Annotated in this window: 18 protein-coding genes; 15 read left to right on the top strand and 3 right to left on the bottom strand. The window is 34.2% G+C overall.

Annotated features, from left to right (window positions below):
- Positions 1-187 precede the first annotated feature (187 nt).
- Complete coding sequence (locus CGC48_RS04570; RefSeq protein WP_232780549.1) at positions 188-3034, bottom strand: helix-turn-helix and ligand-binding sensor domain-containing protein; 2847 nt, start codon at positions 3032-3034, stop codon at positions 188-190.
- A 204-nt stretch (positions 3035-3238) separates the two neighbouring features.
- On the opposite strand from CGC48_RS04570, the gene CGC48_RS04565 reads away from it, so the two are divergent.
- A complete protein-coding gene (locus tag CGC48_RS04565; RefSeq protein WP_098028631.1) occupies positions 3239-3808 on the top strand; it encodes a hypothetical protein in 570 nt (189 codons plus the stop codon).
- A gap of 63 nt (positions 3809-3871) precedes the next feature.
- Here CGC48_RS04565 and CGC48_RS04560 read toward each other — a convergent pair whose 3' ends face one another.
- Positions 3872-4771: a GYDIA family GHMP kinase gene (locus tag CGC48_RS04560; protein ID WP_098028630.1), complete on the bottom strand. Its 900-nt coding sequence runs from the start codon at positions 4769-4771 to the stop codon at positions 3872-3874.
- A gap of 193 nt (positions 4772-4964) precedes the next feature.
- Between CGC48_RS04560 and pdxA the strand changes: the two genes are divergently transcribed.
- From pdxA to map, 14 genes are all read left to right on the top strand, one after another.
- Positions 4965-6014 (top strand): 4-hydroxythreonine-4-phosphate dehydrogenase PdxA, encoded by a 1050-nt coding sequence (gene pdxA / locus CGC48_RS04555; RefSeq protein WP_098028629.1) that lies wholly within the window; start codon positions 4965-4967, stop codon positions 6012-6014.
- A 209-nt stretch (positions 6015-6223) separates the two neighbouring features.
- Positions 6224-7294: a F0F1 ATP synthase subunit A gene (gene atpB, locus CGC48_RS04550; protein ID WP_098028628.1), complete on the top strand. Its 1071-nt coding sequence runs from the start codon at positions 6224-6226 to the stop codon at positions 7292-7294.
- Between the two features lie 54 nt (positions 7295-7348).
- On the top strand, positions 7349-7555 hold the full coding sequence (gene atpE / locus CGC48_RS04545; RefSeq protein ID WP_018280211.1) for an ATP synthase F0 subunit C: 207 nt from the start codon (positions 7349-7351) through the stop codon (positions 7553-7555).
- A gap of 90 nt (positions 7556-7645) precedes the next feature.
- Positions 7646-8137, top strand: a complete 492-nt coding sequence (locus CGC48_RS04540; RefSeq protein WP_098028627.1) for a F0F1 ATP synthase subunit B — start codon at positions 7646-7648, stop codon at positions 8135-8137.
- A gap of 6 nt (positions 8138-8143) precedes the next feature.
- Entirely contained in the window at positions 8144-8692 is a 549-nt protein-coding gene (gene atpH / locus CGC48_RS04535) for an ATP synthase F1 subunit delta (protein WP_098028626.1), read from the top strand.
- A gap of 63 nt (positions 8693-8755) precedes the next feature.
- Entirely contained in the window at positions 8756-10336 is a 1581-nt protein-coding gene (atpA, locus tag CGC48_RS04530; RefSeq protein WP_018280214.1) for a F0F1 ATP synthase subunit alpha, read from the top strand.
- A gap of 88 nt (positions 10337-10424) precedes the next feature.
- Positions 10425-10829 (top strand): hypothetical protein, encoded by a 405-nt coding sequence (locus CGC48_RS04525; RefSeq protein ID WP_018280215.1) that lies wholly within the window; start codon positions 10425-10427, stop codon positions 10827-10829.
- Positions 10830-10868: 39 nt separating this feature from the next.
- Positions 10869-11726: an ATP synthase F1 subunit gamma gene (atpG, locus tag CGC48_RS04520; RefSeq protein WP_098028625.1), complete on the top strand. Its 858-nt coding sequence runs from the start codon at positions 10869-10871 to the stop codon at positions 11724-11726.
- Between the two features lie 199 nt (positions 11727-11925).
- Positions 11926-15591, top strand: coding sequence for a phosphoribosylformylglycinamidine synthase (gene purL / locus CGC48_RS04510; RefSeq protein WP_098028623.1), 3666 nt, complete (start codon positions 11926-11928; stop codon positions 15589-15591).
- Positions 15592-15998: 407 nt separating this feature from the next.
- Positions 15999-16769 (top strand): DUF3108 domain-containing protein, encoded by a 771-nt coding sequence (locus tag CGC48_RS04505; protein WP_232780548.1) that lies wholly within the window; start codon positions 15999-16001, stop codon positions 16767-16769.
- Positions 16770-16936: 167 nt separating this feature from the next.
- Positions 16937-18271 carry a M23 family metallopeptidase gene (locus CGC48_RS04500; RefSeq protein ID WP_098028621.1) on the top strand — a complete coding sequence of 445 codons (1335 nt, stop codon included), beginning with the start codon at positions 16937-16939 and terminating at the stop codon, positions 18269-18271.
- Between the two features lie 129 nt (positions 18272-18400).
- Entirely contained in the window at positions 18401-20023 is a 1623-nt protein-coding gene (gene pgi / locus CGC48_RS04495) for a glucose-6-phosphate isomerase (RefSeq protein WP_098028620.1), read from the top strand.
- 34 nt (positions 20024-20057) lie between these two features.
- The gene (locus CGC48_RS04490; RefSeq protein ID WP_232780547.1) at positions 20058-20744 is read left to right on the top strand and encodes a DNA alkylation repair protein; all 687 of its coding nucleotides are present in this window, start codon (positions 20058-20060) and stop codon (positions 20742-20744) included.
- A gap of 15 nt (positions 20745-20759) precedes the next feature.
- The gene (gene map / locus CGC48_RS04485; RefSeq protein ID WP_098028618.1) at positions 20760-21560 is read left to right on the top strand and encodes a type I methionyl aminopeptidase; all 801 of its coding nucleotides are present in this window, start codon (positions 20760-20762) and stop codon (positions 21558-21560) included.
- Positions 21561-21609: 49 nt separating this feature from the next.
- Here the strand turns inward: map and CGC48_RS04480 are convergent, their stop codons facing one another.
- Positions 21610-25002, bottom strand: a complete 3393-nt coding sequence (locus CGC48_RS04480) for a T9SS type B sorting domain-containing protein (RefSeq protein ID WP_098028617.1) — start codon at positions 25000-25002, stop codon at positions 21610-21612.
- Positions 25003-25046 lie beyond the last annotated feature (44 nt).

Below are 25046 nucleotides of genomic sequence, written 5' to 3'. Positions count from 1 at the left end.
TTTAAATGAAGTTAACTGCACAACAAAGTTCATTATAAATGTGAAGAATCCAAAAGTATTCACCTCTTTTTAAATACTTCATTTGAAAGTCTTCTTTTTTTGTATTACGTCAAAAGTACTACATTTTTATTTAATTGTTTTATTTACAATAATTTATTTGAAGAAGCTGAAAAGATATTAGTTTTAATTATTCAAAAGTAATAAGAAAATTAGTTAAACTATCTTCTTCCGATAAATTCAACTTTTTACGCAGACGATAACGAGCTGTTTCTATTCCTCGTATTGAAATTCCTTGTATGACAGCTATTTCCTTTGTGGAATAATTTAAACGTATTAGTACGCAAAGTTTTAAATCTGATGAAGTTAAATTCGGATATTTTTTCTTCAGGTTTTTGAAGAAATTTTTGTGAATCATATCGAAATTTTCTTGAAATATTTGCCAATTACCTTCAGTGGAAATATTTTCACGGATATGTTGGATAATAGGACGGCTTTGTGATGGAGAAATCTTATGTTTTTTCATAAATTCATTCAAATCCACAATCAGATTCTCCAGAAAGTTGTCGTGCTTGATGTTCATCATTGTAGTTCCAGCAATAATTTTACTCTTATGTATTAGCTCAGCTTCTAATTTTTCATTGCGTAGTTGAGTTATTTCTTGTTCTTGCTGTTTTAAAATCTGTTCTTTTTTAGCTTTTTCTCTTGTAAATAGTCGCTCTCGTTTCCTCAATTTGAATTTAAAATACAGAAAGATTATATAAACGAGGAGTCCTATACCTATGCAAAAATAGATAATGAAAGCCAAAACGGATTTATACCAAGGTGTTGTGATTTTGAAGGGAACTTTTAGATGGCTTATATCATTTCCCAATTCATCTATAATTTTGGCGTTTAAAACGTATTCTCCTTGTGGGAGATTCTGATAATCAACGGTAAAGTTTGGGGTAGCTAAATTCCATCGTTTGTCATAATTTTCCAATCGGTACATTAATTTTAGAGTTTCTTTTGAGAAATTTGGAAATTGAAAATCGAAAATTAGATTATTCCTTTGATAATCAATAGATAAATTCTCACCAATGTTTTCCAAAGAAAAGTCATCAGATTTTCTGTTGTAATTGCTTAAAGATTTTAGGGATAGTTTGTAAGGATATTTCACTTTTGTGTTTTTTGGTGAATACTTGGCAATACTTTCATTTAGGCAAAAAAAGGATTCACCTTGCTTATTTACAAAAATAGTTGCTCGTTCTTCATTGGAAGGATTTATAATATTTTTAAAGCTAATTTTGTCTTCTATTTTATAATGTGTTGATTTGTAAGAAACTAAAAAATAATCTTTATTTGTGATAAACCAAAAAAGATTGTCGTTTATGGGGATTATTTTTTGAGTTTTTGTTAAATTTGGGAGACTTTCGTTTAACGAATTATAAGGAATCATTTCTTGGCTTTCCTCGTTGTATTGGTAAAATTGTTGTGTATCTGTAAAAATGGGTTTTCCTCTGAATTTTAGTAATTTAAGTGTTTGAAGGTTTTTATCATTCCCCAGATTTTTATAAAGTTTTTTGCTTTTTATTTTCGTCAGGTCTTCGTTTAATTCAATTTTATAAATTCCTTTGTATGTGTGGTTTGCCCAAATGTTACCAGCATAATCTATTTCGATGCTTTGTATGAGGTCTGAGAAATCTTCAATGTTATGAGAAAAAAGCCATTTTCCTTCAGGATTTTTTTTGTAAACTGAAAGAAAAGTGTAGGAAGACCCAATCAAAACCTCCTTTCCGTGTATGATTCCCTTTTTTAGGTCAGTACCTCCAACTCCAACATTTTCAATAGGTTGTATTGTGTTGTTTGTAATGTTCGCACTTCCTTTGTTGTGTCCTATAAAAAGTTGATTGTCAATATTTTTTACAAACCAAACTTGTTCGTCAAAATTGGGTATTTTTTTTACTTCGTTATCCTTAATGAAGTAAATGCCTTTGTTTGAAGCCATATAGAAATTTCCCTGAAAGGAAGTCATATCTTCCACCAAATCAATATCCGATTTCAAATTGAAATAAGATAACTTGGATTGAGTATCTACATATGAAATTCCATTATCTAAAGCAATCCAGATATTTTTCTGTTTATCTTCAAATAAACCTAAAATCGTGTTGTTTTGGAGTCCGTTCGATTTGTTTATGTGCCACAATCCTTTACCATTTTCAATATCTATGGCAAAAACTCCGTCATTTAAACTTCCTAAAATTAGTGAGTTATCAGTTTTTAAAGCTCTGTTTAGTGAACTTTTTTTTAATTTTGAATCGAAGTCTGTTTTGAAAGGTTCGATAGTTTTACTTTCTAAATTATAAATGAATAAACCACTTTGAATAGTAACTAAAATGAGGTTTTCTTTATGCGGAACAATGTTAATTATCAGGTCATTATTGATAGAAGTTTGTCTTATTATAGGAATTAATTCATTCTTGTTGGTTAGTTGGTAAAAATCATCGTCAATTCCTTGCATATAGATGTTTTTTTCAGAAGAATATAATCCAAAAGGGGCGGGGTTGGGATTGAAATTTTTTACATTTTGCCCATCAAAAACAAAATATGAAGAAAATGTTTGATAATAAATGTTGTTTTGGTGTTTAAAGATTCGCCATATTTCATCATTTTGAAACTTATAATTGGGGATTTTGTTTTTTAAAGATTTGTAAATCAGTTCGTTTTTTTTACTTCGTTCAAAATATCCAAATTCTTCGAATGACCCTACATAAATCCGATTTTCATCTATAAAAACTGACCGAACGATTCTTTTATTCGGTAATAAATGTAATTCCCATAAGTTGCCGTCAAAGGTTAAAAGTCCTTGATTGTTAGCAATATATATAATTCCGTATTTATCTTGAGAAATTCCCCAGTTTTGAGTTCCTGCATTGTATTCTTTCTGTGAGAAATTGTGTACGGGAGAGATAAAAGGAAGATAGCTCTCTTGTGCAAAGACAACCGAATTTACTAAGAGTAAAAAAAGCAATAGGGCTGGTAAATACCACTTCATCATTTCTTATTTTATACATTCTCAGACTCCACAAAAATATGAAAATATTCTGTAAAGATTGATGAAAGAATTTACTAAATAAAAAATATCATTTGATAAATATTATATGAAAGAAGTTAACTAAAAAGCGTATTTTTCTCAATAAATTTTGGTTTTTTTAAAAAAATGTATATCTTTGCCAATGTAAACAATTAAAATTATTAACAAATGAAGAAATTTATTTTAGGTGTTGCTCTAGTTTTAGGAGCAGTTGTTTTTAGTAACGTAAATGCACAAATCCAAAAAGGAAACTGGATGGTAGGAGGTCAGGTTGCTGATATGAAATTCACTAATGGATTGAATATCAATCTTTATCCTCAAGCGGGATATTTTGTAGCTGACAATTTTGCTGTAGGAGGGCTTCTAGGTTTGGGAGTTTTCAAAGCGAAAGGTTCAAGTGATACACAAACAAACTGGAATTTGGGTGCTTTTGGTCGTTACTATGTAGGTAAAGACTATGTGAATTTGTTGAAAAACGGACGTTTCTTTGCTGAAGGAAGCTTTGGTTTTGGAGGAAGAAATTCAAGCTCAGGAAGTACAACAAATGGTGTTGATTTGGGTGTAAGTGCTGGTTATGCGTATTTTATTACTCGTAATGTAAGTTTGGATGCTGCTCTTAAATTCAATTCTGTTGTAGGTGGAGGAAATACAAGCGGTCAAGGAGATTTAGGATTCGTAATCGGTTTCCAAATATTCCTTCCTACATCAAAAGTTAAAGCTGCTTTGAACGATAACTAGTAGTTAACGTAACTTTGTAAAAGATAAAATCCAGTTCGATTAAAATAATCGAGCTGGATTTTTTTATGAAGTTAAAATCATTTCATTGTATGGGATAATTGTTGAGAAGCCCTTAGCTGAAAAGTATTCCTTTACGTATGATGCTTCGCCCACTGCCAAAACAAAATCACCTCCCCAAGCTCCCAAACTTTTTATTGTTCCTTTGAAATAGGGAAATTCTAGGCTTTTAATTGTTGGAATGTCGAGAAAATTGGCTAAAATTTCTTCGTGTTGCTCCAATAGAGAACAAAAATCTTTTTCGGAAGGAAATCGTAAAAGTTTTTCAGTAATTTCAGTAAGTTCTGAACAAAGTTTGGCTTTTCCTTTTTTGATAATCTTGTAGTGTGCAATACCTTCTTTGCTATTTTGTTTTCTGTTTAAGTGGATGAAAAATAGCTTATCATTAAAAGGAAGATTGAAGTTTATGGGGTAAGTTTTGGGTTTTCCTGATTCCAATTTGTATAAAATGGGACTATTATGCTTAGCACAAGCGATATCGTATCCGCTACCTCCGAAACTTCTGAATAACAGCTCGAACGGACAAACGTCTGCCCACTGAGCGATATTGTTAATCAGTGTTGAAGAGGAACCCAATCCCCAATCTCGCTCAAATTCCAGCTGTGTTTCAACCAAGCAGTTATTCATTTTTTCTGTAAAAGAAGGATTCATTTCACTAGCAACGCTCAAAATTTTCTTCAAGGTGTTGGCAATTGGAGTAAATTCGTGGTTATTTGTTTCTAAGTTTTGAGCTTCGAACCAAATTTTGTTATGAATGTCGTAACTTCTCCAAGTAAATCCATTTGTTTGTGAAGTGATATTTAATGTTTGTCCTTGTTTTGTGGGCAAGGCGAGGCTTAAAGCACCATCTAAAACAGCATACTCACCTGTAAGTAAAAGTTTTCCGTTACTGCGATATGTTTCCATATGTTAGAAAATTTTGTTTATTTGAAGTTTCTAAACCTTTTAAAATTAGGATTTTTTTGTATTTTTGTTCCCTTGTATTCCACAAATATATAAAATACGCGGAATATAGTGTCTTTTTGTGTTATTTATTCTACATTTTTCTACGCAATATTTTGATTATTAATTAAGAAAGATGTGATAAAATGTGTTTTTTATGAAAGATAATTTGATAAAAGTAGGAATCTCCATCGGTGATATGAATGGAGTGGGTTTGGAAATAATTCTCAAAACTTTTGAAGATTCAAAAATGTTGGAGTTGTGTACACCAATCATTTTTGCTTCAAACAAAACGGTTTCCTATCAACGTAAATATTTCGATATAAATACAAATTTTCAAGGAATTGACAAAATTGAAAATGCTATATCGGGAAAACTTAATGTATTGAATTGCTGGAAAGAATCACCGAATGTAACTTTTGGAAAAGTAACGGAAGAAGGAGGGAAATATGCTTTTATTTCTCTTAAAAAAGCTACAGAAGCACTTAAATCTGGAGAAATTGACGTGCTTGTTACGGCTCCCATTAATAAGAATAATATTCAGTCAGAGGAATTTAACTTTCCAGGGCATACAGATTATTTGGCTAAGGAGCTTGAGGGACAAAGTTTGATGTTTATGGTGAGTGAAGAACTCCGAGTGGGGCTTTTTACTGACCACGTTCCACTGAAAGATGTAAGTTCACATATTACTGAAGAGCTTATTTTCAGTAAAATACGATTGATGAATGAATCTTTGAAGAAAGATTTCTGTTTGCAACGTCCTAAAATTGCTGTTTTGGGGCTCAATCCGCATTGTGGTGATGGAGGAGTGATTGGTTCTGAAGATGATGAGGTTATCCGTCCTGCATTAAGAAAATTATTTGAGGAAGGTGTTTTAGTTTTTGGACCATTTTCTGCGGATAGTTTTTTCGCTACACAAAATTACCTCAATTACGATGCAGTGATAGCACCTTATCACGATCAAGGTTTAATTCCTTTCAAAACCCTATCTTTCGGAAATGGAGTGAATTATACTGCTGGGCTTAGTAAAGTACGTACTTCTCCTGATCACGGAACGGCTTACGAAATTGCTGGTAAAGGAATTGCCGATGCTGATTCTTTTCGTCAGGCTGTGTTTATGGCGATTGATGTTTTCAGAAATCGACTTGAATATGAATTATTGTTGGAAAATCCTCTAAAAACAAAAGCTTTGGAAGCAGAGAAATAATCTGAATACGATAAAATCATAGATTAAGAATAATTTTAAATAGATGATTTTTTTGTTTTAGTAGCTTTCTTTTTGCTGATAATCAATCTGTTGAGAATATTAACACGTAGTGTTCTAAAAAAATATTCTAAAAACTTTCTTAATTCCATTTGAAAATGTAAATTTGCCGAATTAAGGAAAATATTGTATCGCATTTTTATAAAACTATAATGATAACTAGGAACATAATTCAACATTTCATTTTATCTTTATTACTTTTTTTACCTTTTCAAGTTTTTTCTGCCGAAACAAAGGAAAGAGAAGCTTTTGACCCTGTGGGAATGATTATGCACCATATTAGCGATTCGCACGAGTTTCACATTTATGGAGAAGGGGAATCTTCTGTTTCATTGCCACTTCCAGTGATTCTCTGGACGGAAAATGGTTTGGTGGCTTTTATGTCAAGTGAATTTCATCACGATAATGAAGGTAAAGTTGTAGTAGAACGTGACGGAATGAAGTTTGCCCGTTTTCACGAGGAGATTTTTTATACAAATGCTGACGGAACGCTTAATTTTGATGAAACAGGTCACGTAACTAATAGTCGTCCGTGGAACTTTTCAATTACGAAAAACGTACTTTCACTAATTATTGTTTCGTTGTTGTTGTTGGCAGTTTTTGTTCCTATGGCAAGGTCTTACAAAAAAAATCAAAGAGCTCCGAAAGGAATCACTGCTTTTTTGGAGCCTATAGTCCTTTTTGTGCGTGACGATATTGCTATCCCACAGATAGGAGAGAAGAATTATACTAGGTATATGCCTTATTTGCTTACTATTTTCTTCCTTATTTGGTTCGGAAATCTCTTTGGATTAATTCCATTCTTTCCATTTGCTGGAACATTGACAAATGATATCTTGTTTACTGGCTTTTTAGCTGTTGTGACATTTTTGGTGACATTATTCAGTAGTAACAAGAATTACTGGAAGCATATTTTTGCTACGCCGGGTGTTCCATTTTGGTTGTTACCTATAATGATTCCTGTTGAGATTTTGGGAATGTTTACAAAGCCATTCGCCTTAATGGTGCGTTTGTTCGCTAATATCACAGCAGGACACATCATTATATTGAGTTTAGTATCTTTAATTTTTATATTTAAGACACTCGCAGTGTCACCTGTGTCTGTTGCGTTTGCGTTATTTATTAATGTTTTAGAGTTATTGGTAGCGGTTTTACAGGCTTATGTGTTCACTTTGTTGTCAGCTTTATTTATAGGTCAGGCAGTTGAGGAAGAACATCACTAATTTTCGGAAAATAATTTTATATTATATTTTTTATTAACACTTAATTTTTTTATTATGACTTTAGCTTTAGGAGGAATTGGGGCTGCTATTGCAGCTTTGGCAGCAGGTTTTGGTATTGGTAAAATTGGAGCAGCCGCTATGGAAGGTATTGCTCGTCAGCCAGAAGCAGCTTCAAAAATTCAAACAGCTATGATTATTGCTGCCGCTCTTATCGAGGGTGTTGCCCTTTTTGCTGTGGTAGTTGCATTAATCGCAAAGTAGTTAAAATTGAAAATCATCTTGCAGCGGTTGGTTGCAAGGTGATTTTTATGTAAAAAAGAAATCTAATTACTAAATAAATATATTTTTATAATGAACTTTACACATCCTGAAAGTCTTTTGTTTTGGGCAACTTTGATTTTTATCATTTTGCTCTTCTTGTTGTCAAAATTTGCTTGGAAACCAATTCTTTCTGCAGTTAAGCAACGTGAGGATTCTATTAATAATGCATTAGATGCCGCAGAAGAGGCACGAAAACAAATGGCTAACTTGAAAGCTGATAACGAACGCTTATTGGCTGAGGCACGTGCCGAAAGAGATGCAATGCTTAAAGAAGCAAAGGAATTGAAAGATAAAATTGTCGCTGAGGCAAAAGACGAAGCTCATAGAGAGGGACAAAAATTAATCGAACAAGCTAAGCAAACTATTGAAGCAGAGAAAAAAGTAGCTGTAGCTCAACTGAAGAGCCAAGTGGCTTCTCTTTCTATTGAAATTGCTGAAAAAGTAATGAAAGCTGAGCTTTCTGACGAGAAAAAGCAAACAGCCCTGATTGATGAGTATTTAAAAGGAGCTACTTTAAATTAATGGACTATGTACGGATTTAGAGCAGCTAACAGGTATGCAAAAGCACTTTTGGAATATGCCTTGCAGCAGAATTCTGTTGAGAGGGTTTTTCACGATATGGAGTTGATTCACAGGACTATAAGTTCAAATAAGGAGTTAGGTAACCTTTTGGATTCACCTATTGTGAAGACTGTTGTTAAGAAAAATGTTTTGGAGAAAGTTTTTGTAGATATTTCTCCTGAAGTACACAGATTATTCAAGTTGTTGATAGAGAATAGACGTTTGCCTATTTTGAATCAAATTGCTCAAAAGTTTGTAATTCAGTATAATGAGCATAAGAATAATCAAACAGCAATTGTAACAACAGCAATTCCTCTTACTGGTAATATGAAAGTAGAGGTGCTTCGTAAAATTGAGAGTCTGACGCAAAACGCAAATATCACTATCGAAAATAAGGTAGATGAAAGTATTATTGGAGGATTTATTCTTCGTATTGGGGACACTCAATATAATGCAAGTGTCGCTTACAAATTAAACAAACTAAAACAAGATTTTCAAGAGAAATTGTTTGTTTAGTTTTATTATGTGATTGTATCACTAAAAATGATTTTTTACTATTAAAAGATATAACTTTAAGAAATGGCAGAAATTAAAGCCGCTGAAATTTCAGCAATTTTAAAAGAACAATTAGCTAATTTTGATGCAACTGCTTCTTTGGAAGAGGTAGGTACGGTGTTGCAAGTAGGAGATGGTATTGCCAGAATCTTCGGATTGTCAAATGCACAATATGGAGAGCTGGTAAAGTTTGATAACGGACTGAAAGGAATTGTATTAAACCTTGAGGAGGACAACGTTGGTATTACTTTATTAGGTCCTTCAACAGATATTAAAGAAGGCGATACAGTGAAAAGAACTGGGCTTATCGCTTCTATTAAGGTAGGTGATGGTATTGTAGGTCGTGTAGTGGACACGCTTGGAAATCCAATAGATGGGAAAGGACCAATCACAGGGCAATTGTACGAAATGCCTTTGGAGCGTAAAGCACCAGGGGTTATCTTCCGTCAGCCAGTAAATGAGCCATTGCAAACAGGTATCAAATCCGTAGACGCGATGATTCCTATCGGAAGAGGGCAACGTGAGTTGGTGATTGGTGACCGTCAAACAGGGAAAACTACGGTTTGTATCGATACCATTTTGAATCAAAAAGAATTTTACGATGCAGGAAAACCTGTATATTGTATATATGTAGCTATCGGACAAAAAGCTTCGACAGTGGCTGCTATTACCAAAACATTGGAAGATCACGGAGCGTTGGCTTATACCACGATTGTAGCTGCAAATGCTTCTGACCCAGCACCAATGCAAGTGTATGCGCCTTTTGCAGGAGCGGCTATTGGGGAGTATTTCCGTGATACAGGTCGTCCAGCATTGATTATTTATGATGATTTGTCAAAACAAGCGGTGGCATACCGCGAGGTGTCGTTGTTGCTTAGAAGACCACCAGGACGTGAGGCTTACCCTGGGGACGTTTTCTACTTGCATTCTCGTTTGTTGGAAAGAGCTGCAAAGGTAATTGCTGATGATAAAATTGCACAAGGAATGAATGACTTGCCAGAGAGTATTAAACATTTGGTAAAAGGAGGAGGGTCGCTTACTGCTTTGCCAATCATTGAAACTCAGGCAGGTGACGTTTCTGCATATATCCCAACGAACGTAATTTCAATTACTGACGGACAGATTTTCTTGGAGTCTGATTTGTTTAACTCTGGGGTGCGTCCAGCGATTAACGTAGGTATTTCGGTATCGCGTGTAGGAGGTTCGGCTCAGATTAAATCAATGAAAAAAGTTGCGGGAACATTGAAACTTGACCAAGCTCAATACCGTGAGTTAGAAGCATTTGCTAAGTTCGGTTCGGATTTGGACGCAGCTACAATGAACGTTATCGAAAAAGGTAAACGTAACGTAGAAATTCTAAAACAATCCCAGAACGACCCATACACGGTTGAAAATCAAATTGCGATTATCTATGTAGGTTCTAAAAACTTGTTGCGTCAAGTGCCTGTAAATAAAGTGAAAGAATTTGAAAAAGAATATCTGGATTTCTTGAACTTGCAACATCGTGATGTTCTAGATGAATTGAAAGCGGGTCAATTCAATGACAAAATCACCGAAACTTTGGAGAAAGTAGCGAAGGAGCTTACTGAGAAATACGTGAAATAATCCTAAATTAAGATTCAATTCTTTGCCAAAAGTGTAAAATTTTGACAAAAAATTGAGAAGTTCTTTTGTGTAATCTAAATTTTAAGTTATGAAAAGTTTTTTCTGTTTTTTCGGATTTGGAGTATTATTTTTATTGGCTTGTGTGGGAAATAAAGATATTACACAGGAACAAGAGGAACAAATTATTAATAACTTGTTTCTTGAAATTACACGGATAGTTTCAAATGAAAGTTGTGAAGATGGTTCTCAATGGGATTTTGCTCCTATAGGAAGCAAGGCTTGTGGAGGTCCAATGGGATATATAGCATATCCTAAAAACATTGATGTAGAGGCGTTTTTAAAGAAAGTAGCGAAATACACACAAAAACAAAGAGAATTTAATCAAAAATGGGGAATAGGAAGCGATTGCTCTATTCCTGCACGACCTAAATCGGTAGATTGTGAAGGAGGAAAACCTATTTTTCGGTATGATGTTACTTCTGTTAAACATTGAAATAGAAAATAAATTACAGCATTTTCAGAGAATAGAAAAATGGCAAATTTAAAAGAAATACGAAGCAGGATTTCATCGGTAAGTTCCACGATGCAGATTACGGGGGCGATGAAAATGGTATCAGCAGCAAAACTCAAAAAAGCCCAAGATGCTATTTTGGCGATGAAACCCTATGCTTATAAACTAAAACAATTGTTGGAGCAATTGAGTTCCGCTTTAGGAAGTGATAATGTGTACAATGAACGTCCTGAGGGGGTTGCCAATGTTTTAATTGTTCCAATTACTTCAAACAGAGGTTTGTGTGGAGCTTTTAATTCCAATATTTCAAAAAAAGCATTAGAGCTTGAAGCTCAGAAATATAAAAATTTAAATGTCAAGTTTTATACCATAGGTAAAAAGGGAAATGATGTTTTAAAGAAAACGGATAAAGTTTTCAGACACGAAACACATATCTTTGATAATCTGAATTTTGCAGGAGCTTCCGAGTTAGCTTCAGAACTGATGGAGCTATACACCAGTGGTCAGTTTGATAAAATTGTACTGGTTTACAATAGTTTCAAAAATGCAGCAACTCAAATTGTAATGGAAGAAACTTTCTTACCAATTCAAACTGTCACAGAAAAACAGGAGAACACAACAATTGATTACATTTACGAGCCTTCAAAAGAAGAAATTGTAAAAGAGTTAATTCCAAAGTCGTTGAAAATGCAGATTTTCAAAGCTTTACGTGATTCGGTGGCCTCAGAACACGGAGCTCGAATGACGGCGATGCACAAGGCAACCGACAATGCTAACGAGCTTAAAAATCAGCTTAAGTTGACTTATAATAAGGCTCGACAAGCAGCTATCACGGGTGAAATTTTGGAAATTGTAGGTGGTGCTGAAGCCTTGAACTAAGGTGTATTCTATTTGAAATTTATAGTAAGAAAAGGGAGTATTTTAGAAAATATTCCCTTTTTGTGTAAAATCTTATAACGATTACTAAAAATCTTGCCATTTGTAAAATGGTGATTACTGGAACATTATTATAGCATTCAATTTCTCTTTCCTTTTTCACTTTTTTTATATAAATTTGTCGTTTAAATCCATAAATCAAATGATACATTTCTTTAAAAATCCGAAGCAGAATTTATATGCGGTGCAAACTACCGAAAACTTATCCGAACAAACGATTTCTAAACTAAATTGGCTTTTTGGTGGAGCTAAGAAAATTGAGCAGGAAGTTCTTAAAGGATTTTTTGTAGGTCCCCGTGCAGCAATGATTACCCCTTGGAGTACAAACGCTGTAGAAATTACCCAAAATATGGATATTCAAGGAATTATTCGCATAGAAGAATTTAACGAAGTATCCGAGGATTTTACTGATTTTGACCCAATGCTATTTCAGAAATACAATGGGCTGTATCAAGATATTTTTACCATAAATATTACACCCGAACCTGTTTTAGAAATTGATGATATTGAGGAATATAATCAAAAAGAAGGCTTATCATTAAGCGTCGAGGAAGTAGAATATCTCGACAATTTATCAAAGAAATTAGGTAGAAAACTTACTGATTCTGAAGTTTTTGGGTTTTCTCAAATTAATTCGGAACATTGTCGTCATAAGATTTTTAACGGAACTTTTATCATTGATGGAGAAGAAAAACCAAGTTCTCTTTTCAAGTTGATTAAGAAAACTTCTGAAACAAATCCCAACGAAATTGTTTCTGCTTACAAAGATAATGTTGCTTTCATTCAAGGTCCTGTGGTAGAGCAATTTGCTCCCAAAACTGCTGATAAACCTGACTTTTTTGAAACTAAAAAATTTGAGTCCGTTATTTCGCTCAAAGCAGAAACACATAATTTTCCAACAACTGTCGAACCATTTAATGGAGCTGCGACAGGTTCTGGTGGGGAAATTCGCGACCGCTTGGCAGGAGGGCAAGGCTCATTGCCACTTGCAGGAACAGCGGTGTATATGACTTCGTATTCTCGATTGGAAGAAAATCGCCCGTGGGAAAAGGCGATGGACGAACGTAAGTGGTTGTATCAAACACCGATGGATATTCTTATCAAAGCTTCAAACGGAGCTTCTGATTTTGGAAACAAATTCGGACAGCCACTCATCGCAGGTTCGCTCTTAACCTTTGAACACGAAGAAGATGCAAAGAAGTTGGGATTCGATAAGGTAATTATGTTAGCTGGTGGTGTAGGATATGGAAAGAAATCTCAAGCTATAAAACATCAGCCAAAAGAAGGAGATAAAATCGTAATTTTAGGTGGAGAAAATTATCGCATTGGTATGGGAGGGGCTGCTGTTTCAAGTGCTGATACAGGGGCTTTTGGCTCTGGAATTGAACTGAATGCAATTCAGCGTTCTAATCCTGAAATGCAAAAACGAGCTGCCAACGCCATCCGAGCAATGGTAGAGGCTGATGAAAATCCGATAGTTTCCATTCACGACCACGGGGCAGGTGGACATCTGAATTGCCTTTCTGAGCTTATTGAAGAAACAGGCGGGAAAATTGATTTAGATAAACTTCCTGTGGGCGACCCAACGCTTTCTGATAAGGAAATCATCGGGAATGAATCGCAGGAACGTATGGGATTGGTTATTGGAAACAAACATATTGAAAAATTAAAAACCATAGCTGAACGTGAACGAAGCCCAATGTATGAGGTAGGAGAGGTAACTTCTGATAAGCGTTTTTCAATAACTTCTAAAAAGAAAAACACAAAGCCTTTGGATTTTCATCTGTTGGATATGTTTGGAAGTTCTCCAAAAACCATAATGGAGGACACTTCTGTCAAAACAGGATATGAAGATTTAGTGTACTATCAAAGTAATATAAAGTCATATTTAGAACAAGTTTTACAACTTGAAGCTGTTGCTTGTAAAGATTGGCTTACTAATAAAGTTGACCGATGCGTGGGCGGACGTGTAGCGAAGCAACAATGTGTAGGGGCTTTGCAGTTACCACTTAATAATGTGGGAGTTATGGCTCTTGATTATCAAGGCAAAGAGGGGATTGCGACAACTATAGGGCATTCGCCTCTTACAGCATTGATTGACCCTGTGGCAGGAAGTCGAAATGCAGTTGCAGAAGCTCTGTCTAATATTGTGTGGGCTCCGCTTAAAAATGGAATCAAGGGAGTTTCGCTTTCAGCTAATTGGATGTGGGCTTGTAAAAATAAGGGAGAAGATGCTCGTCTGTACGAAGCTGTAAAGGGCTGTTCGGATTTTGCTATTGAATTGGGAATCAATATTCCAACAGGAAAAGATTCACTCTCAATGAAGCAAAAATATCCTGTTGGAGATGTGATTGCCCCTGGTACGGTAATCATTTCATCTGTTGCGAATTGCAAGGATATCACCAAAGTAGTAGAGCCTGTTTTAAAACGAAACGGCGGAGCGATTTATTATATCAATCTCTCACAGGATAAATTCAAATTAGGAGGTTCTTCGTTTGCTCAAATTTTGAATAAAATTGGAAAAGAAGCTCCGACTATTAAAGATGCTGAATATTTCAAAAAGGCATTCAGTGCTATTCAATATCTTGTGAATCAAGGTAAAATACAAGCGGGACACGATATAGGAAGCGGTGGACTCATTACTACTCTGTTAGAAATGTGTTTTGCTGAAAATGATTTGGGAGCTGATTTTGATTTTTCAGTTTTTAAAGAAGAAGACACAGCGAAATTATTATTTAATGAAAATATTGGTCTTGTTTTTCAGGCAGATACAGAAGCAGAAAATTATCTGAAATCAGAAGGGATTGAAGTTTTCAAAATTGGAACGGTAACAAATTCTGATATCCTGAATGTTAAGAATTTTGATACAAAATTGACATTTAATATTTCCGAATTACGTGATATTTGGTTCTTAACTTCTTATTTGTTAGATAAAAAACAAACTAAAAACGATAAAGCAACAGAAAGATATCAAAATTATTCTGAACAACCGCTAAATTTTGTATTTCCGAAGCATTTTACAGGTCAAAAACCTAAACTTTCGAGTGTGAGACGACCAAAAGCGGCTGTAATTCGTGAAAAAGGAAGTAACTCTGAACGTGAAATGGCAAATGCAATGTATTTGGCAGGTTTTGATGTGAAAGATGTACATATGACTGACCTCATTTCAGGAAGAGAAACATTGGAAGATGTGCAATTCATCGGAGCTGTGGGCGGATTTTCAAATTCGGACGTGTTGGGAAGTGCCAAAGGTTGGGCAGGAGCTTTTCTCTATAACGAAAAAGCAAAAACGGCTTTGGAAAATTTCTTCAAAAGAGAAGATACGCTTTCGGTAGGAATTTGTAATGGTTGTCAGTTATTTATGGAATTAGAGGTTATCAATCCTGAACACGAAACACACGGAAAGATGATTCACAACGATAGTGGAAAACACGAAAGTGGATTTACTTCAGTAACCGTTCAGAAAAATAATTCCGTGATGCTTTCTTCGTTGGAAGGAACAACATTAGGCGTTTGGATTTCGCACGGAGAAGGAAAATTCCATTTACCGATGGCTGAAAATGAGTATAATATCGTAGCAAAATATGCTTATGAAGGTTATCCTGCGAATCCTAATGGTTCAGATTATAATACAGCAATGCTTTGTGATAAAACTGGACGTCATTTAGTAACGATGCCACATATCGAACGCTCTATTTTCCAATGGAATTGGGCACATTACCCCGAAAACCGGCACGATGAAGTTTCACCTTGGTTAGAGGCTTTTGTAAATGCACGAAAGTGGATCGAGGAAAAACAAGGGAAATAGTTAAAAAAATCGATGATTTAGAAGCTATTTTGTTGTTTGAGTGCATAAAGATTAATATTTTAACAAATAACTTATTGAAAATATTCGTTAAAATTTGTAGTTTAAATTCCTTAATTCTATGCAAAAAAGCTACTGAAAACGCCAATTACATAATAATTTTTTGTTAAAGTGAAGATAAGTTATTGTATTATGAAAATTATTCGTACCTTTGCAGAGCAATGAGGGTGGTAGCTCATTGTAAAACTTCAAATAATAGTTTTCATAATTTAAAGTTTTGGTTGGTTAATGGAAAAGTCCGATAGTTTTATCGGGCTTTTTTTATTTTTATTTAAAAATTGGCATAATGCTTGTATGGTGTTAGTAAGAATAAGGTTTATTAATCTGATAAGTAATAAATTGAAAAATATATGAAGCGAATAATGATTTTTTTCTTTCTTTTAGCTTTTGCAAAAATGCAGGGACAAGAATTACCTTTTAAAGGAGGTGAATGGTTGAAATTCAAAGTGAAATATGGAATATTTAACACCAGTGAAGCCACTTTACATTTGAAAGAAGTAAATTATGAAGGAGAAAAAGTGTTTCATGCGGTGGGAAAAGGTTCTACAACAGGATTGGCCAGAGTATTTTTTAGAGTAGATGATACTTATGAAAGTTATTTTGGTGTGAAAGATGGTGCTCCCCGCCATTTTGTGCGAGACATCTATGAGGGAGGTTATACCAAACATTTGAAAATGTACTTCAATCACGTTACTCAAAGAGCGAAGATTGATAATATTGAAACAGGTGGCTCTGTAGAAATTGGTGTGCCTATCGGAATTCAAGATGTGATTTCTGGGTTTTATTCTCTTCGCCAACGTCCTGAAATAGATAGTATTAAACAAGGACAGGAAATAGAAATGGATATGATTTTTGATGATGACGAAATATTCAAGTTTAAATTGAGATATTTAGGAAAAGAAAAAATAAAAACTAAATTTGGTTCTGTTAATACGATGATTTTTAGACCTTTGGTACAAGATGGACGTGTTTTTAAAGAGCAAGAAAGTCTAACTCTTTGGATAACAGATGATAAAAATAAAATTCCTGTAAGGGTAAAAGCAAGTCTTCGGGTGGGTTCATTAGTTGCCGATTTAGATGCATTCAATGGTTTGAAGTATCCAACAGAACTTAAAAAATAATTTAGTTAAGTGGTTTAAAATCAAGTGTAAAAATACATAAGTGTATTAAAACACTTGATTTTATCATTTTTTATTCCGACTTTTGACAAGTTTTAGAATTGAATCATAGTGGTAAGTGATTTTATAGAAAAGTATAGATTACTTACAGAATTAAAATATTGAAAAAAATGTTATTGAAAGAAGATTTAAAAAAAGGTATTTTTTTACTTTTAGCATCACCCATCCTTTGGAGTTGTGATGGATTAACAACAAAGCTAAAGGGAGAGAAAAAAGAAGAGGAACAGAAGGAGGTTATTGCTGAAGAGCCTCAAAAAGAGCCTGTTTTTGAGTTTGGCTTTAATTTAGATGAATACAATATAGTTAAGGACACAGTAAAGTCAGGAGATACTTTTGGTAAAATATTGGCTTCGAATAATGTAGGAGCTTCCAAGATACACGAAATATCAACCAAAATGAAAGAGGTTCTTGATTCCAGAGCACTCAGAGCTGGGAAAACATACGCCTTACTTTTTGATAAGAAAGACCCATCAAAACCCCATAGTTTTGTGTATCAGCCTTCATTGACAGAGTATGTCGTTGTAAAGATGTCTGATTCCATTTATGCTTATAGTGAACAACGCAAAATTAGTATCGTTGAACGAGAGAAAGCGGGTTTTATTAAAAATAGTTTGATTGAGTCGGCATTAGATGTAGGGATGAGCTACAATGTGGCATTTAATCTTTCTCAGATTTTCGATTACACAATTGATTTCTTTCATCTGCAAGAGGGTGATAATTTTAAAATTATATACGAAGAACGTTATGTAGATGATACCATATATGCAGGAGTTGCCAACGTAAAGGCTGCCTATTTTGAGCATAAAGGAAAACCATATTATGCTTTTAACTATGTAACGGATTCTATATCAGGTAAGAAGGGGTTTTATGATGAAAAAGGAAATACAATGAAGCGAATGTTCTTGAAAGCTCCTTTGGAAATATTCCGAATAACTTCCCGTTTTGGAATGCGTTATCATCCTGTGTTGCATCGTATGAAAAATCATTTTGGTACGGATTACGCAGCCCCTCACGGAACGCCTATTCGTGCTACAGCCGCAGGAACGGTTATTGAAGCTGGATACAATGGAGGAAATGGTAATTATGTGAAAATCAAACATAATGCAACGTATACAACACAATATTTGCATATGTCCAAAATTCTGGTTAAAAAAGGGCAGCACGTTCCGCAAGGGCATATAATTGGCAAAGTTGGAAGCACTGGACTTGCCACTGGTCCTCACGTTTGTTATCGTTTCTGGAAGAATGGCAAGCAAGTAGACCCATTAAAAGAGAAAATGCCTGAGTCCATTCCGATTGATGAAAAATTAAAGGAAAGGTACTTGCAGGATATCGCTTTGGTAAAACAACAGCTGGACGCTCTGAAAGCTATTCCTGTGGAGGAAGAAAATCAAGATGAGGAAGCAAATATGAAAATAGAAGAGCAAGTGCTTTCACAGTTGTAGAAAACTGATTTTTAAAATATTGAAAAATAAGAAATTGTAAATAATAAACTTTGTTGAGGCTTTATGCTTTGGCAAGGTTTTTTCTGTTATTTTGAGTTATTAAAACTGATGACTAAAATTTATTGATATATGTTAAAAAATATAAATCCCACAGAAACAAAAGTTTGGGCGGAATTAAAAAAACATTTTGAAAGTGTAAAGAATGTACATACACAAACACTTTTTGAAAAAGACCCTGAACGTGCTGAAAAGTTTTCAATCAAATGGAACGATTTTTTTGTAGATTATTCTAAAAATAGAATTGATGAGAAAACAATGAATTTGCTATTGCAATTGGCAGAGGAAACTCAGTTAAAAGGCGCTATTGAAAAATATTTCACAGGCGACCTTATCAATGCTACGGAAAACAGAGCCGTGTTACATACTGCTCTTCGTGCTGATGAAAAAAGTACAATTTTTGTTGAAGGGAAAAATGTTCTTCCTGAAATTAAGGAGGTTAAACAGAAAATCAAGTTATTTTCAGAAGAAGTTATTTCAGGGAAACGAAAAGGTTTCACAGGTAAGCCTTTCACAGATGTGGTAAATGTAGGAATTGGAGGTTCGGACTTGGGACCAGCAATGGTTACGGAGGCTTTGAAGTTCTATAAAAATCATCTCAATATTCATTTTGTAAGCAATGTTGATGGTGACCACGTTATGGAAACAATTAAGCACTTAAATCCTGAAACTACTTTGTTTGTAATTGTTTCTAAAACTTTCACTACACAGGAAACACTCACTAATGCATTGACTATCAAGGATTGGTTCTTAAAGTCAGCTACTGAAAAGGATATTGCCAAGCATTTCGTGGCGGTTTCAACCAATTTGAAAAAAATTGATGAATTTGGCATTGACTCAGAAAATGTATTCCCAATGTGGGACTGGGTTGGTGGTCGTTTCTCACTATGGAGTGCTGTTGGTTTATCCATCGCTTTATCAGTAGGTTATGATAATTTTGATAAGCTTTTGAAAGGTGCTAACCAAATGGATAAGCATTTCCGAACATCTGAATTTAAAAATAACATTCCTGTTGTTATAGCCTTGTTAAGTGTTTGGTATAATAATTTCTACGGGGCAGAAAGTCAGGCTATTATACCTTATACTCAGTATTTGCATCGTCTTTCTGCATATCTACAACAAGGTATTATGGAAAGCAACGGTAAACAAATTGACCGCAATGGAAAGCCTGTTGGTTATCAAACGGGAACTATCATTTGGGGTGAGCCCGGAACAAATTCGCAACACGCTTTCTTTCAACTAATTCATCAGGGAACAAAATTAATTCCAACGGATTTCATTGGTTATAAACATTCTTTGTATGGAAACACTGACCATCATAATAAATTGATGGCTAACTTTTTTGCTCAAACAGAGGCACTTTTGAAAGGGAAAACAGAAGCTGAAGTTCGAGCAGAAATGGGAGAAAATGTAAATGAAGCCTTAGTTCCGTTTAAGGTTTTTGAAGGAAATCGACCAACAACTACTTTTTTGATTGATAAGCTTACGCCTGAAAGTTTAGGAGCTTTAATTGCGATGTATGAACATAAAATTTTTGTAGAAGGTGTGATTTGGAATATTTTTAGTTACGACCAATGGGGAGTAGAACTTGGTAAACAATTGGCAAACACTATTTTAAAAGATATTGAGTCTGCCGAAGTTTCAAAGCACGATACTTCAACAAATCAGCTTTTAGAAGTGTTCAAAAAATCCTAACTTTGATAAATTATTAATGTGAGGGCAAATCATTTTGCCCTCACGTGATTTAATACGCCAAGTGAATTTTGATGCCATTTTTAAAATATTAGAAAAGAATAAAGATGAACATAAAGCATTGATGATGAGTGCTTATATGAAGAATAAATTTTTGTTCTTCGGAATTCAATCGCCGTTACGAAAAAAATTAACACAGCCTTTTTTTGCAGAAGCTAAGAAAGAAAATTCAGTTGATTGGGAATTTATCCATCAATGTTGGTTATGTAATTATCGTGAAATGCAATATGTAGCATTGGATTATCTCGTTTTAAAAAAACGAATTTTAACTCCAATTGATATTCCCAAATTAAAAAATCTTGCCGAACGAAAATCGTGGTGGGATTCCATTGACTGCCTTGACAGAATTATTGGAAATATCGCACTTCGTTTTCCTGAGGTTAATGAGACATTACTAAAATGGAGTTTAAGTTCTAATAAATGGTTACGCCGTATTGCTATCGACCACCAATTGATTCGTAAAGAGCAGACAAACACGGATTTACTTGAAAAAATTCTGGTAAATAATCTTTCGCAAAATGAATTTTTTATTAATAAAGCTATCGGTTGGGCATTACGTGATTACAGCAAAACAAATCCCGAATGGGTTAAGAAATTTATCCAAAAGTATGAATTTAAAATGGCTTTGTTAAGTATTAAGGAGGCAAGTAAATATCTCAAATAATATTGATTTTCAGTTATGATACATCTAAAAACACCTGAAGAAATTGAAATAATGAAAGAATCTGCCCAAGTCGTTTCACGAACGTTGGGTATTCTAGCTAAGGAAATTAAACCTGGAATAACTACTTTGCAGTTGGATAAAATTGCTGAGGAATACATTCGAAGCCAAGATGCTATACCAGGCTTTTTAGGATTATATAAATTTCCGAATACCTTGTGTGTCAGTCCAAATGCTCAAGTAGTTCACGGAATTCCTAATAATACACCATTACAAGAAGGAGATATAATTTCCGTAGATTGTGGAGCTTTGAAAAACGGGTTCTATGGTGACCACGCCTATACTTTTGAGGTAGGGGAAGTGTCTTCTGAAATAAAAAAACTACTTCAAGTAACAAAGGAATCGCTTTATTTGGGCATTCGTGAATTCAAAATAGGAAATCGTGTGGGAGATGTAGGGTATGCAATTCAGAATTATTGTGAGAGTCACGGATATGGAGTAGTTCGTGAATTGGTAGGACACGGTCTTGGAAGGAAAATGCACGAAGACCCTGAAATGCCTAATTATGGAAAAAAAGGAAGTGGGAAGAAATTTAAAGAGGGAATGGTAGTTGCCATTGAGCCGATGATTAATATGGGAACTCACAGAATCAAGCAGTTGAAAGATGGTTGGACAATACTCACTGCCGATGGGAAACCTTCAGCTCATTTTGAACACGATGTGGCTATCGTAAACGGAAAACCGAAATTACTTTCTACATTTCAATATATATACGAAGCCTTAGGCATTGAAAGTGATGAAGAAGTTGAATTTCAGTAATAAAAAAAAACGCAAAATGAATTTCATTTTGCGTTTTTTATTGAGCTTTTTATCTGTAAAGGGTAAAATGCCCTGTGTATGTGCGTCTGTCCTTAGCCTCATTAAATTGCAGAAGATACCAATAGTCACCACTTGGTAGGGGTTTCCCGTTTAGTGTTCCGTCCCAAGAATCTTTGGAGGTTAATGTTTTAAGTTTTCTTCCTGTTCGGTCGTAAATATCAATTATCATACGTGAATAACCTTGTGCATTTTTGATGTGCCAAGAATCGTTAATGCCATCTCCATCAGGAGTGAAGTAATTCGGAATTTTTATATCGTGAAAAACTTCTTCCAAAACTGTTTCAACAACGCAACCCAAATAGTCTTCAACACGTACTCGAACTTTTTTAATTTCCTGACCATCACTATTTATGTAACCATCATCAAATGAACGAGGGTAATATGTGTCAGAGGATTGATAGATATCATTGAAGTAAAAGTAATAGTTGCCACTACCTCCACTCACTGAAATTTTAATGGCAGAAGGTAAAGAACTACTTTTGATTTGCGAAATTTTTATCGGATTTATGTTTTGAAAATCAATTGTTTGTGTGAAAGAACAATCTCCGTAAAAAACTGAAATTCGATTACTTCCATTAGGTAAATTTTTAGGATAAAGTAAAGCCATTTTCCCTTGAATTTTATCAAAAGGAAGCTTAGCCGTTTCGTTATTGAAACTATAACGAACTTGTGAAAGATTTAAGTTATCATCTTCAAAAGCTATCGTGAGTTGTGATGTTGATACATTATTGATACATAAAAGCTCATTTGATGTGTTAAATTTTAAAGAAATAGCTTTTTTTATTGAGAAGTTGTACACATTTTCACAAGTTCCTGAATCATTTATAGTTAGAGTATATTCAGCTGGAGAAAGATTTGTAAAAGAAATCTCAATATTTTCATCAATATTGCTTAATGTTTCAATTTTGTTGGTTTGGTTATTTTTTAATGTGGCCTTATAGAAAGCTTTTCCATCAAAAATTTTGAAACGAATGCTTCCATCATTTTGGTTTTCGCAATTTTCGTTCTGAATTTGAATGATTTGAAGTTGTTGCTCGAACTTTTTGATATTAATATTGTCAATTTTGATTACGCAGTCTTGCTCCAATCTTATTTTCTTTCGGATTAATATCGAATAATTTCCAGCTTCATTTACTTGAAAATTAGGTGATTCCTGAAAAGTTGGTTGGGTAGTTGAGTTTTCTTGTACAATGGCGTACTCATAATCTGAAGTTGAATTTTCAACAGAAATTCTCCCATTTTTACAGTAAATATCTTCTTTTGAAATAGTAGGATTAATGGGTGATGTGTGTACACGGAAATAATATGTTGCTTCACAATTATTTTGGAAAGCCAGACTTAATCTATAAATTCCTTCCTCCGTTAATGAAAATATTTTTGAATTTGATATGTTTTGCCATTGATTGTCATCGGGTGGGCAAGTTTCGTTCAACGCAAGTTTTTTTGTTCCAGTATATTTTTCCAGACGAACTGAAGCGATATTTGCGATAGAACTCAAATCAATTGATTTTGAGTTGTTTAAACCGCACAAAAATATTTGAGGGAAAGTCTTTTGCGTTTTTGAACAAGTAAAAGTAACATCTGCATAAGGGATAAGAGGATTTGTTTCCTGACGTTGTATTGTTGAAATGATATAAATTTCTTTTCTGTCAATACAATTATTGGTTCGTTTTATAAGAGTGTATCTTCCTGATTTATTTATAATTATATCTTTATTTGAACCAATTATGTTTCCAGAACTATCTTGCCATTCATATTCATCAAAATTAGAAGGAGCTGTTAGTGTTATATTTTCTCCACAAAGTAGCTCAATATTTTCAGTAATTGTACAGAGACTTAAGTCAGCGTAAAAAATAGTGTCGTCTAAAACACCAATATTACAATTATCGATTGAGGAAAAGCTCCCGTTATCATTGATAATAGATTGATTAAGAGTTCCTTTGTATATGGATTTTGCTTTGTTTAGAATTTTTTCAGAACAAGGAGCAATAAAATCAGAACAATTAGGACTTAACTTTATGGCAAATCGTACTTTGTATTTGTTTCCACCTTTTTTCACTAAGTCGTTGGGAATTCTGAAGGTAATTTCACCTCCATTGACAGAATATGTAATGCCACTTCCTGTAGGAATTTCAACGGGAATGTTTGTGTCCAAAGTAACATTTCTTGGAAGAAGGTCTTTGATTTGGTAATCAATAGCGTCATCATTTCCTACATTTTGAAATTCGAGCCCGTAGTAAATTGTCGACCCAAGAGGAACAGTTTTGTCATTCAGAATATTTCCTGCTGCATCTTCGGCGGTTTTTAACAAATTCATTTTCGGCTCGATAACTTCTACCTCAAAAGCACTGAAAAAAATGTTGTATAGGTCTTTGGTAGAATGTGCCTTAAAAGAAGCTGTTTCTTGGTCGTTTTCCACAACCGAATTATTTTTGTTTGGAACGGAGAATAAATCAATATCCCAGCCCAAAGTATTTGTTGATGCGGGACGTCTATTCGTTATCAAATTCTCATTTTCACTTATTGAACTATTGAAGAAATTGTCGATTGGATTTACAGAATTGAATAGACCTTCATACGTGCCATCGGGTTTCAAAATAGATAGTTTATCTCCAGAAATGGCTTTATCTCCTTCAAGAGCCATCACTCCAAAACGTGCATTTACGGGCAGTGGTGCGGGTAAAGTTTTAAATCCTGAAAAAGAAAAATCAACTTCTTGTTCTTTTGAAATACTTGCGTAACCATCAAAAGTACTGATATTTTTACTGCTCTTATCAGGGTCTTCATAGATGATAACTAACGACCAACCAGCCGATACACCACCATTAACTTCATAAGCATCTCTCGTTCGGGTTGCTCTTACATTTGCTATGATATATTCACCAGTTGGATTTGTATCAGAGAGCAATTTTGTAATATCTTTGTAACAAATGTAGGCTTCTCTGCCATATTGTGGATTTGAAATATGCCCATCATAAATGAATGTATCAGCTTCTATATCAATATAATTAGTTTGAGAAGGAATTTTTATTTTGATATTTCCTCGTTGAGGGTCGTTTCGTAGGTTTGTACCTCCCCAATACAAACCAGCATATCTTATTTTGGAACACGTTGGATTATCAAAAGTTAGCGTAGCGGCACTCGAACTAAAAGTATTATCGTCATTATCAATGTCGACATACCTCATCATTAGTTCATCGTTTATGCCCCAATCATTGTTATAATCATTGTTAGCTGGATTGCTGTTAAGTATTTGATTTCCAATCATTTTTAATCCGCCTTTTAAATTCTCTTGTTTTCGAATCTGGAATGGAACATACACTTGTGAATAAATCCCTAAATAGGAAAAAAATAGAAAAGAGAAAAATATTAATTTTTTCATTTGAAGTATTATATGATTGTTTTAAGCAAGTTTCGCAAAGATAG

This window comes from Capnocytophaga cynodegmi (genome assembly GCF_002302475.1).
Taxonomy (GTDB): Bacteria; Bacteroidota; Bacteroidia; order Flavobacteriales; family Flavobacteriaceae; genus Capnocytophaga; species Capnocytophaga cynodegmi.
Note: the sequence above shows the minus strand (reverse complement) of the source record. Positions and strands in the feature narration are given on the sequence as shown.